Below are 12,165 nucleotides of genomic sequence, written 5' to 3'. Positions count from 1 at the left end.
ATGCGGCGGCAGACGGCGGCGCATCCAGTCCGGCCAATGGGTCTGGAGCACATGCATATCCGGGGCCACGCTTCGGATCATGGCTACCGCGTCCAGGCCCTGCCATTCCCGCAGCTGGCCAGGAACATCGCCACACCCGTTCACAGCAAGCGACCATGTCGCCACATAGATGTCGGGCCGGACATCACGCACGCCGCCTGCGCCGTTCACCAGCTCGCCAATCAGCCCGTTCACGGCATCCACGCGCAGATCGACCCACTGCGCGTACAGCTCCGGGACCTTCCGGTAATAATTCCGCGCATGCTTGTCGCGGAAATCCGGAAGGTCCTCACCGCTGCGTTTGCGGAAGGCGCGCTGTGCATGCGGTCCGATATCCCCGTATACTCCACTGCGCAGCCCGTTCCATTCGGGGAAATAAGGCTCCGCCACCTCAAACCCATCGAACGGAATGTCGGTGACAAGCCGGGCAGCAGCCTTCTTTTTCCACTCCACAAACTCATGTGCAAAATGCGAAAGCCGCTGAAACCCGTCGTCCGGTTCGCGCAGTAGCTCCATGCGCCATCCTTTCCACTCCGGCGGCAGCTGCGACACGCCAAAAGAGCCGTTGCCCAGCACCATCGCCCACACCGCCATGCCTCTGCGCTGAAAAGCGCTAACAAGCGCTGCATCCACTTCATTTTCACGTACCACAAAATAGTGGACGGTCCGGTAGCCCGCAAGGGCGATTTCATCTGCTATACTGTCCCGCGAACGGTTGGCGTAATAGGGAAACAACGGATCGATTTGAATACTGGGGCCGTTCAGTGCCCACGGCTTTATTTTTCCGGTCAGTGCCAAAGGAGCAGTCGATTCAGATCGGCCATTTGCGTGATTGCTCATTCGATCCACCTCCGTTGTTCACGTTTATATGTTCCTGCTGGTTCGCCTAGGTTACCATATTTTGAAAATTCGGTGAAATACAGCCGATACTGTTTCACCCTCAACAAACAGAGGTATTGGAATCACGAGTCAGGTTTAGCTTATGAACGGAACAGGAGGAATAGTCAATGGCAACTCAGGGCTGGCTTTTCTTCATATTCTGATCCTCCCTGAACCGTTCAGCTCCGCGCATAGCTTGTTTGCCAAAGCGGGCATACAGCCTGCCTCCCGGCAGCACCTTGAACAACAGCATCATCAAAGAAAAGAACAGCAGTGCCATGACCTCTTCCGCCAATATATACACAGGATATGGCCCTAAAACATCCAATATCGACGGTGTGGACGGCTTTCCGGCAAGAAACATGTAATTTGCTCCGAGAGCAGCATCTACGATCCATACGATCAGCGCCAAGCCATTCAGAAAAAGCATGGCTCCTCCAACGCTTTTCCACGTCGGTTTAAGTCCTTCTATCCAAGTCATATACAATGCCGCCAAAATAATACCACTATGGGCCACAAAAAAATGGATAAAACGGTAATGAGGAAAAGCATACGCCAAATTAGGCGTAAGTACCGCTTGAAGCGCTCCTCCAATTCCGGCAAAAAGAATAATCGGATATAGCCAGCGGTTTCGGAAAAACAGCATCAGAATTGACAGCAGTAGTGTCACACTACACAGCTCTAACGGCAACGACATCCGGGCATCCCAAATGCGCTGCGTCACGTACCATATATTTAGAGTCACCTCTGACAGAATGAGGACAGTCATTAAAAACCAGCGAATCCCCTCGTTTACAGGTTTATGCGACCGAATGAACCCTCGCGTCAGCCACAACAGCAAAGCGCATACAATGAGCCCCAGTACAGCCCATACATGTGATGTCGTAAAAGCCCTATTCGTTGCATTCTATTTTATACCAAAAAACCGAATATGTTCTAGCCGTCTTTCTTGCTTGTTCCATACCTCAGCCTTTATGATATAGATATCATATTCAAAGGAGATCTCTCATGCCCATTAATCGCCGATTAATTACAGATCAGGATTTCAGTGAGGCACTGGAACGCCATCTTCGTGTCCGGATATTTCAGGACGACCAGTTGATTGGCTCGGGCGGAACCATCATCCGTTTTGACGATCAAACCATCGTCGTGCAATCCAGTGTCAGTGATCTGGCCTACCATCCAAGAAATCAATGTGAATTTTTTGAAATTAAAAAATAGCCACTACACACCGGGAAACCATTTTGCTTCGTTTTCCGGTGTACAGCGGCTATATCTGATTTTGAACCATCATCCCTCGTGGCTGTTCCTGCTATAGTTGTATTCCACGTGTTTTCATCATGAGTTTATTCGTAAGCACTTTCAAATCCTCGGAGGAAGATGAGATTTCCTGCATGATAGCGGTTTCCTCATGAGCGGCTGTATAAATCTTGTGTGCACCTTCCGAGAAGGCCCCTGACATTTGCTGAATACGACGAATTTGTTCAAAGGTTTGATCCACCCGGTTCGTCTGCTCCGTTACGGCTTCTTCCATTAAGCGGATGCTCTCGACAAATTCGTGTACAATGGCGTTCAAGCGGTTCAGCGTCTGATCGGCAGTGCTTGTCCGCTCCGCCTCAGCGCTGACCAACGACGCTTGCTGATGCATCAGCTGCACCGTTTCTACGATTTGCGCCTGCACACGGCTAACGATGGCATTAATTTGCTGTACAGACTCCGTACTTTGCGCAGCAAGTGCACGAATCTGGTGAGCCACTACCGCAAAACCGTTCCCCTCTTCTCCCGCGCGCGCCGCTTCTATAGAAGCATTCAGCGCGAGCAGATGGGTCTGCTCCGCGATATCCTTCACCGTGCTTGTGATCGCTTCAATTTGTGAAGCCTCCTTTTCCAGACGTGCAATAACCTGCTGTGAACGACTATGTGAAGCTGTAAGCTCTCCCATTCCATCCATTAGAGATGAAAATACGTTCTGCGTTGAATCCACCGAATGCTCCATGTGACTTGACAATTCCAGCATATGTCCCGATTTGCTACGCATCATTTTAAAATCGCCCAGCATTCGATCCGCTGTTTCAATGGATTGGGAAGAAGCTTGCTTTTGCTGCTCCACACCATTCAAAATATCTTCTACCACCGAAGACATAGCCTCAATTTGAGTTGTAGCCTGTACAATAGCCAAACTCAGATTTTCCGCACTTTGTGAAGTTGTTTTGGTGCTGTACGAAATCTCGTTAAACATATCTTTAATGTTCAGCATCATGCGCCGAAATGCATCATAAAGCACCTTGATTTCATCATCCCCACGCCGTTCCGGAATGACAACAGACAGGTTTCCCGCCGAAGCTTCCTCGGCCGCCTTGGCCAATCTAACAATAGGACGTGTGAGTAATTTGGAGATCAACCAGCCCAAAATGCCACTCCACAGCACACCCAATAACAGAATGACCGAAGTATATACCCATTCTCGTGCATCTTGAGCAAGCCAGTCCTTGAGTACAAAAATAAAAAAAGCGCTTGTTCCGTAGGTTATTGCAGAAATTGCGACAAACGCAGCAACCATTTTCGTGCCTAGTGACATCTTCATGTACTGTAGCCCACCCCAAAAAACTCAAATTTGATTCCATTTTACCATAAAATTGCTACAATTCTAGTAGTATTTTTCACAGACAACCCTATTTATGAGCATAAAGATAGGGAGACTTAAGACCCTCACTCTAACTGCGAAAAGCACTATGTTATCGAGCAGCAGCCTGGAATAAGGCTAGACGAATCGCGCTGTTCCTTGCTTTACAGGCTATTCGTCACATTTTAATCAAGCTATTTGCCAATAAGCCAAGATTCCATCATTCGGAATTAATGTTATTTTCCTGTTGAGCGACTTTTTTCTTGACTGCTTCAATTGTGTCTATTTGGTGACTGTTTTTTTCCAGCACGGTAAACTCCCATAATCCAAGAGTCAACTTTTCGCCTTGCTGGATATCAAAACGCTCGGACAGCATCCAGCCGCCAATCGTATATACGTCCCCGGCCTCAATATCTGTCTCTAGACGCCGATTGACCTCATGAATAAGCGCCTGTGACTTGAGTATGTAGCGATGATCATCTGTTTTGGTAATAAGCGGGGTTAAGGCAGCGGGGGTTTCGGTTTCGGTATCGGTATAGGAAGGAATATCCCCAACAATCTCCTCCATAATATCCTCCAGTGTGACCAGTCCAGACGTTCCGCCGTATTCGTCCACCAGCACCGCTACAGAAATACGCCGTTTTTGCATCTGAATCAGCGGATCCCGGGCCTGAATCGTTTCAATTACCTGAAGCACCGGGTGAATATAGGGAGACATTGCTGTATTCCCTGTGCTGTGGCCCCGCGCCAAATCATGCAGAGCTTCCTTGACGCGGATCATCCCGATAATTCGATCCCGGTCCCCGTTTTCAGCTACAGGCAGAAAATTATAGACCTTGTCCTCGATCAGCTCCATAAATTCGTCCACCGTTGCTTGATGAGAGATGGAGCGGATGTGGATACGCGGTACCATAATCTCCTGTGCTGCACGGTCGTCAAAATCAAACACATTGTTCAGATAACGATATTCTGTGGGCGTGATTTCACCACTACGAAAGCCCTCGGATAACGCCAAACGAAGCTCTGCTTCACTGAGCGCAGCATCTTCCTCAGATACCTTTTTTAGCCCGAAAAGTCCCGTAATGACACGTGAAGAACGACTGAGCAGCCAATTCAGGGGATACGTCATTTTATAGAATATCGTAATCGGACGGGCGAAAAACAAAGCCATCGGTTCAGCAATCTGTATGGCAAATGTTTTGGGCACCAGTTCTCCCACGACCACCTCGAAATAGGTCAAAATCAGAAAAGCCAGCAAAAAGGACAGCACTCCTGTCAGGCCAGCGGGAATATGCGCCAGTACAAACAGGGGATGCAGCAGCTTCTCAACGGTCGATTCCCCCAGCCAGCCCAGCGCCATGGAGGTCAATGCCGTCCCGAGCTGACAAGCGGATAAATACTCGTCCAGCCGAGACAAAATATTTTTAACAGCTTTCGTATTTTTGTTGCCTTCGGAGGCCAGCTGATTGATGCGAGATACCCGCACACGAATAATGGAATACTCCGAAGCCACAAAAAAAGCAGTTAACGCGATAAGTAAAATAACCAGAATGATATTTATCGTTTCCATAGTCTTCCTTGCCCCGTTTACGTCGGAGCAAGAAGCACCCCCTTGCAGCAATCATTTTTGGATGGGAGCATAATATAAGTTAAGTATGTCCATAATCGTGTATTACCCAAAAATGACAAGGAGTAGACTATGATTCATTATATTAGCGGATCGCCAGCGGACTCTTTTGTACGATGTCTATCCATTGATCGGCTATCAACTGGTGTCCAGTAGCTGTCGGATGAACCCCATCATGCAGCCAGTAGGAAGCATCCGCCTTGGTAGCAGCCTCATTCAACAGGCTTTGGAGCGGCACAAATACGGCTCCAAACTCGTCTGCAAGCTGACGTACGAGCCGCTGGTAGCTCGTTATTTTTTCCTGCCAAATGTCCCACCGTGCTTCGGTAGCTCCCGTTTTCAAGATAAAAGGCTCACACAGCACCAGTCCGATATCAGGCAGCACTTCGCGCGTTTCCTCCAAAATGTGGCGATAGGCCCGTTCAAATCGGTCTGTCACACCGGACGGCTCCTGCTCCACGATTCGCCAGGCATCGTTCACTCCGATCAGAATACTGAGCAGGTCCGGCATCAGGCTAAACGTGTCTTCATTCCAGCGTGCATACAAATCCGAAACCCGATCCCCCGAAATCCCCCGGTTCACAAATTCCGGCTGCGTAGCACTCAACCGACTCCCCAGTGCACCTGCGATCAGATACACATAGCTCTGACCCAGCCAATGGTTCGCGTCCTCGTTCCGTCCTCTTCCTCCATCTGTGATGGAATCCCCCTGAAAAAGAACACGTGTATGTCCCATACTCGTCATCTCCCTAATTCCCTCCTTCAACTTTTCCAATAATACCCTTATCATACCTCGTATCCTCTAAATTAGAAAGCGATTTCAAAACATGAGAGAATAGTAGATTTGCCATATGAATTTTAATATATAAGCTGAATCTAAAAGATACCTATAGCGCCACTACGCAGGCGGGACAGTGCTTCCCATCGCCACCGCCCCCGGATTTTCTTGAATAGAGCCTAATCAGGTAAAAACCATATTTCACACCGCGCGATACTTGCATACCTCCCGAAAATTACAGCCGCCACAAGCTCTGCGTGAAGGCATCGGGGTGAAAAAAGACTCCGGTTTCGGACGATTATAATAATCGTCATCGAGACAGGACTTCATTTCCTCGATGTACCGCCCGACATTGCCAACCACCTTGTCAATATCCTCCTGCGCAGGATGGTACACTTCATGCTCTCCGGTCATCAAATATTCTACACGTACCTCGATCTTCTCCAGAGGAAGCTGATAATGCTCCTGCACATAGGAAGCATACAAAAATAACTGGTCTGAGAAGTCGCCTTCCTTGCCTGTCTTCCAATCGACGATAACCATATCTCCGTTCCCTCTGCGGTAGAGCAAATCCATTTTGACATATACCTTCGTCTCATGAAGCAGCATCGTATCCCACTTCTCCACCTCAACGATTCGAGCCTCACCCTGCTGCAGCTCACGCCAAACCGCAGTACGGTACAGATTGTGTACCACCGCATGCTGTCGCTCCTTAATCCGGGCAATCCGTTCAGGCAGCACTTCGTCATCATAATAAATTTCAGCGAGCATGATTCGATTTTTGGGATCTTGCTGCCATAGTTCACGTTGCAGCGATTCCTTGTAGCTGTCATTCAGCATGTTTTTCATCGCTGTCTCCAGGTATGCTGTACGCGGAATCGCACCCTTTTCCATCCAACCACGTATGACTGATTCACACATTTGATGCGTGATATTCCCAAATAAAATATATAAATTGCTCAGCTGTTTGAGCCGATACAACGTAACCTGCTCTTCACTGCCCTGTGCAGGATTCCAGCCGTTATGCGAGCCGTAATAATGGTAATAGTATTTGCGTAGACATTCATCGAATGTTTGGGCTCTTGATTGCGAATAGGACCAGGACGGGTACATAGCCATGAATAGGCCCTCCTTCATTAGAACTTCCATACTCTATTATACCTCAAGCCTGGGCTGCATCGTCCAAAAAGAACGATGACTTTAACCCATGGGCTAAAGTCTTCAACTGTCTAGTATGTCAATTCGCAAGAACTCCTGAGGTCCGTCCAACTATGGCTTCATTTTCAATCCTTCTTCGCCGCATGAATCAAATCACTTACATTAACGGCACCATGCTCACGGACGTTGACAACGAGTACTGGAGTTCCCAGCAATCCGCTGATCCATGCCTTATAATCATCAACATGATCATTGGGGAGAATCGTCAAAATGACTCCAGCAAAGCCACCACCATGTACCCTGCATGCGCTGTCCTCTATTGATTTCAAATACATTTCCGTTAATGCAAGCGCAACGGATACGTCCTGTTCCCGGTCAATCCCACTTCTATATACGTTTTGAAGCCATTTCCATGAAGAATTACCGGACTCGGCAACAAGCCTCAAGAAATCAGAAAAGCGTCCTTCCTTCAGCGCCTTTACCTGTTCATCTACACGCTTATTTTCTTCAAAAAAATGCAACGCACGCAGCACTGCACGATCTCCTGCTTTTTCCCTGACCATTTTGAGGTTGGCATACAGATCCTCTAACGATAAGTCACGGCAAACAGAAGCACCTAAAGACTGAGCCACTGCACGCATTTCGTTAGGCACCGCCGCGTAATCATCCGTCAAATCAGCATGGTCTCCGCCTGTTTTGACGATAACCAGAGAATATCCATTTTGCTGAAAATTCCAATGAACTGGATTTATGATCGGTTCCTTGGGGTTTACAAAATCAATGGCAACCAATCCCCCATATGCGCAAGCCATTTGGTCAAGCAGACCCGACGGCTTGTTCCAGTAGCAATTTTCAGCGTATTGACCGATTTTGGATTTGGCGACAGCATCCAACGTCCCTTCATTATAAAAATGGCTGATTATAGTACATATCAGCATTTCAAACGAAGCGGAAGAGCTTAACCCTGAAGCGGAGAACACATTGCTTGATATATAAGCTTGGAATCCTCCGATGCAATAGCCGAATTCGAGCAAGCCAGCCGCAATACCGCGGACCAGCAGCATCGTACCATCATCCTCCGGTCGTGGCGACAAGTCGTTTAAATCAATAACGTATTTCGTTTTGTAACCTTCGGAATAGAACGTAATTACAGGCTCCTCCACTTTAGCAGCTACAGCGATGGTATCAAGTGTAATACTGCCTGCCAGCACCTTCCCGTGATTGTGGTCTGTATGATTTCCTCCAATTTCACATCGCCCCGGAGCACTAAACCATTCAATATCCCCGACGCCAAAGTGCTTACGGTACGCTTGTACAAGTAATTGATATCGCGTCGTTTGCTCTGAAACCTGTTCCTGACCATACAGTCGGGCAAGTACAATTCGTCCCTCACTAGAATTCAACAGTTCCATATCTTTCATCGTTATATCCCCCTATTGTAGGTGATTCCACCGGTCCGCAAATATATAAATAGCACAATAGCACTATGATTATCTCAATTTTCCCTGTACAAAAACAGGGTACAATTTCAATCTGTAAGCGCTTATTCAAATCGTTTCCCGGGAATGCTTTCCTTCAAATCAACAGGAGAAAATGAAAAAAAGAACCGACCCATAAACGGGCCGGTTCCTGTACCTATACCTGCTTATTCCATGCACCAGCAGTGCTGGCATTGGAGACAGATATGTGAAACTTCTTTTTAATCGCGTTTCAGTGTATATCCCCCATCACTGTTACGAGTTACAGTAGCGCCCAGCGCCTCGGCAACCGTTTTGAAAGGGACATTCAGATATCCAAAACGATCCACATATGGAGCTTGTGGCAACGTCAACGGGCTTCCATCCAGTGTAGCTTGTTTGGACCCGCTTTTCAGCGTGAGTGTCTTACCAGTTATATCATCCACAACTGTATATTGCTTGGTAGCTGCATCCCACTTTAATTCAGCATCCAGCTCGCTTGCCAATTCACGAAGTGCAAAGAAGGTTGTGCCTCCACGATTATCCATAAAGTCATAATGCTGTTCAAAGGTTTTTTCTTTTTTTGTAATTCCCAGATCATTTTTCAAAATATTATAGATCGGAGAATTCGCATCAAAATTGCGGAGCGTCGCTCCCGGTGTTAATTCAGCTTGTTTATTCAGGTCAATCACACCATTCGAAATATCAACTTTGTCAGCCGTTACACTGCCATTGATGTTCCAGGATTGCGCTTCAGTCACAATTGAGAAGGACTTCACCGGGAGACCCTCCACATCTGGCAAAGCAACCGTCAGGTCTGTTGACGCTTTGCGAACATTTCCTTTTTCGTCAAAATACGAGTCGGTTTTAAGCACCGTGTTCGCACTCAGAACCGTTTTGATTTCAGGGGACTGTGCATACAATGTGCTAACTCCCACATCATACTGCGCAACAGCCAGATCCAAATATTTTTTAACCTCGGTATAAGCCTCATTAACCAGCTTTTCCTTATTGGCACTCAGTTCAGCTGTTACTTTATCGCTACCTTCAAGATTCATACCGGAAGCGATATTTTTAGTCATATCAATGGCTTGACTGATCAGTTCTTTCAAACCAGCCTCGTCCTTGGCCAGATTGGTCAGGAACGGTTTCACGAGCGCTACCAGCTCATCGCCACGAAGTTCAGCATGCAAATGAGTCAGTTTTACTTTATCCTTTTCACCATATACTTCCTCGGTTACAGACGTTGCAGAGATGGTTGAAGGGTTAGGAGCATGCTTGAGCATAAGTGCCGCAGCTGTTTTCGTCAGGTCTCTCACGTCTTTGGAATATACATAAGGATCAAATCCAGCAGGCAGACCTTCTAAACCCTCTTGCGGGTTAAAAGGTATGTAATAAGGTTTTTTGGCGCCTTCCAGTTGAATAGCCATACCTTGGCGATCCAAAGCAAGCTCAAACGGCAAATTATACTTGTCGATGTGCAATGTACCCTTGGCGGAAGCGACTTCCTCCGACTGTACCTTGGCTTCATCCACCGTTACCGAAATGGAATTAATCAAATCTATGATTTCCTGATCACCTTGTGTAATTCCTTCTCTCGGAGTCAATTTAAGAGATATTTTCTCCGTTGACTGCTGAGATTTCACATCAAGTGTTCCTAGCAGATTTTTACTTACATCAAATCCACCTACTGCCTGACAACCTGTCAAAGCTACCATTAACAGAATAAGAGGGATGGCAATCCATTTTTTTATATTCATATTAAACCCCTTTCAAGATATTACCGTACTCTGTTCTATTATCTCAGTGTTAATACGCATTGTAAATGATAAAATTGGAAAATAGAGCTAGTCATTTAGAATCAATTTTCAGCCTGCAGCATCCGGTGAGCCAGTAATGCCATTTCCAGACAGCGACGTGTGTCCGTGTCTGCTAAACTCCCCTCGACAATTTCATTAATTTTGTCCAGCCGATTATAAAGAGTTTGTCTGTGAATGTACAACATCCCGGCCGTATCGCGCTTGGAGCCGTGACTTTGAAAGTAGGCATCCAGCGTGTCCAGCAGCTGCATATGGTGCTCGCGATCATGCGCAATCAGTCCACCCAAGTGGTCCTGTACAAACTCTTGTAAAAAAGGAATGCTGGGTGCCGCCTTCAATAACTGATAGATTCCGATGCTGTCGTAAAACAGCCGATCCTTCATGGCCGGGACGCTTCGCGCGACTTCAATGACCTGATATGCCTCTTCAAAACTGCGGTCCGTCCCTGTCATACGATGCCTTACTTTACCAAAGCCTGCATGAATGCGCACCTTGTCAAGCTGGCCTGCGGCATAGTTCTGAATATATTGTACGGTATGGGCAAGCACTTTTTTCATTTGCGCCGCAGAACGCAATGTTAATTCCTCCCTGGCACAAAGGATGTAGCATTGACTGCCCTTCATCATTAACAGATTATGCAGCGTCTCTTTTTTCAGCAAAGAGCGAAGCAGCACCAGCACATCCTGATTGATGGATTCCTTGCGCACCTGACTGACATCCTTGTCCTGATGCTCCACCTCGATAACCCCTGCCCAAAATAAATACTGTCCCTTCGACAACAATCGCAGCCCCATCCGGGTTTGAGCCTGTTCTTCGCTGGGAAGCTGTCCGTTCAAAACATCCTGAATCAGTTCGTTCTGGTTACGTAATAATCGGTCTTCGAGAAACTGTGTCCTCAGCACCAATGTCGCGGCTGCCTTGGCTGTATAATCAAGCAGCAGCGACATTTCTTCCGTTGGGGGTTCACCGTGCAGCACCAATCCTACAGCAGAAAACACCTGACCAAAGCACACAACAGGCTGAAACAAGACGGCAGTGGAGTCATTCAGCTGAAACAGCAGATGCCCCTCGCGATCAGCTGTCATGCTGGATTCCACCTCGTTGGCATAAAAATCTGCAATGCGGTCCGCCGAATCCGGCTGGACGGAAGGTACGAACCGATTGGTGTCTATGGAGGACATGTAGATGATCTGCCGGGCAGTATAGTCGTGGAGCACTCGCAAGAGAGCGTTCATATCGGTGCTGCGCAGCGTTTCCTGCTGAAGCTGGCGTGAAAAACGCTCCAGATCTTTTAGCAGTTCATGATGGCGGTTAATAAGAAGGGAATGAATATCTTGCGTAATTTCCACAAAACGTACGGGCTGTTCAAATACGATGACCGGAAAATGGTGTTGTTTCGCCAGCTCCAGAATTTCCGGCGGGATCTCATGAATGCTTGTGCCCAGTTCCACACACAATCCCGCCGCTTCCGAGCGGATCAGCTGTTCCATATACTGGGATCGTTCCTCCCCCTTCCGGGTTAGCCACAGGCCAGTCGTCAAAATCAGGTCATGGCGGCTCACAAACGGGGAAACATTGGTGATCTCCAACACATGGACCCAACCAACCCGGCGGTTCGTGCCCTGCTCCCCCGCCGCCAACTTGGCCCGCCGGAAAACAGGACGTTCCAGCACATCCGCAATGGTAAATGTTTTTTTACCGCTCATCGGCATACTCCTTATATATATGTCTTGGTGTCATATTATATGACATATATTCATCAAAAAGTCGAGCCTTCAAGTCAG

The 12,165-nt window shown here is 47.6% G+C and carries 8 protein-coding genes and 2 pseudogenes; 1 reads left to right on the top strand and 9 read right to left on the bottom strand.

Annotated features, from left to right (window positions below; translation table 11 throughout):
* Together L693_RS0126150 and L693_RS0126145 are read right to left on the bottom strand one after the other, a co-directional pair.
* Nucleotides 1–879: pseudogene (locus L693_RS0126150) on the bottom strand (N-acyl-D-glucosamine 2-epimerase); the annotation flags it as partial.
* Between the two features lie 175 nt (nucleotides 880–1,054).
* Nucleotides 1,055–1,810: pseudogene (locus tag L693_RS0126145) on the bottom strand (YwaF family protein); the annotation flags it as partial.
* 116 nt (nucleotides 1,811–1,926) lie between these two features.
* On the opposite strand from L693_RS0126145, the gene L693_RS0126140 reads away from it, so the two are divergent.
* Nucleotides 1,927–2,139, top strand: coding sequence for a hypothetical protein (locus L693_RS0126140; RefSeq protein ID WP_025721284.1), 213 nt, complete (start codon nucleotides 1,927–1,929; stop codon nucleotides 2,137–2,139).
* 91 nt (nucleotides 2,140–2,230) lie between these two features.
* Here L693_RS0126140 and L693_RS0126135 read toward each other — a convergent pair whose 3' ends face one another.
* The 7 genes from L693_RS0126135 to L693_RS0126105 form a co-directional block, all read right to left on the bottom strand.
* Entirely contained in the window at nucleotides 2,231–3,502 is a 1,272-nt protein-coding gene (locus tag L693_RS0126135; RefSeq protein WP_025721283.1) for a methyl-accepting chemotaxis protein, read from the bottom strand.
* A gap of 259 nt (nucleotides 3,503–3,761) precedes the next feature.
* Entirely contained in the window at nucleotides 3,762–5,111 is a 1,350-nt protein-coding gene (locus L693_RS0126130) for a hemolysin family protein (RefSeq protein WP_025721281.1), read from the bottom strand.
* 142 nt (nucleotides 5,112–5,253) lie between these two features.
* A complete protein-coding gene (locus L693_RS0126125) occupies nucleotides 5,254–5,913 on the bottom strand; it encodes an SGNH/GDSL hydrolase family protein (protein WP_025721279.1) in 660 nt (219 codons plus the stop codon).
* Nucleotides 5,914–6,147: 234 nt separating this feature from the next.
* On the bottom strand, nucleotides 6,148–7,065 hold the full coding sequence (locus L693_RS0126120) for a PD-(D/E)XK nuclease family protein (RefSeq protein WP_025721277.1): 918 nt from the start codon (nucleotides 7,063–7,065) through the stop codon (nucleotides 6,148–6,150).
* Between the two features lie 164 nt (nucleotides 7,066–7,229).
* Nucleotides 7,230–8,525, bottom strand: a complete 1,296-nt coding sequence (locus tag L693_RS0126115; protein WP_025721276.1) for a galactokinase — start codon at nucleotides 8,523–8,525, stop codon at nucleotides 7,230–7,232.
* Between the two features lie 278 nt (nucleotides 8,526–8,803).
* Nucleotides 8,804–10,321, bottom strand: a complete 1,518-nt coding sequence (locus L693_RS0126110) for a copper amine oxidase N-terminal domain-containing protein (protein WP_025721274.1) — start codon at nucleotides 10,319–10,321, stop codon at nucleotides 8,804–8,806.
* A 101-nt stretch (nucleotides 10,322–10,422) separates the two neighbouring features.
* Nucleotides 10,423–12,087, bottom strand: coding sequence for a PucR family transcriptional regulator (locus L693_RS0126105; protein WP_025721272.1), 1,665 nt, complete (start codon nucleotides 12,085–12,087; stop codon nucleotides 10,423–10,425).
* Nucleotides 12,088–12,165 lie beyond the last annotated feature (78 nt).

This window comes from Paenibacillus sp. 1-18 (assembly GCF_000520755.1).
Classification (GTDB): Bacteria; Bacillota; Bacilli; order Paenibacillales; family Paenibacillaceae; genus Paenibacillus; species Paenibacillus brasilensis.
The sequence above is the reverse complement of the archived record's forward strand: the minus strand, read 5'-3'. Positions and strand labels throughout refer to the sequence as shown.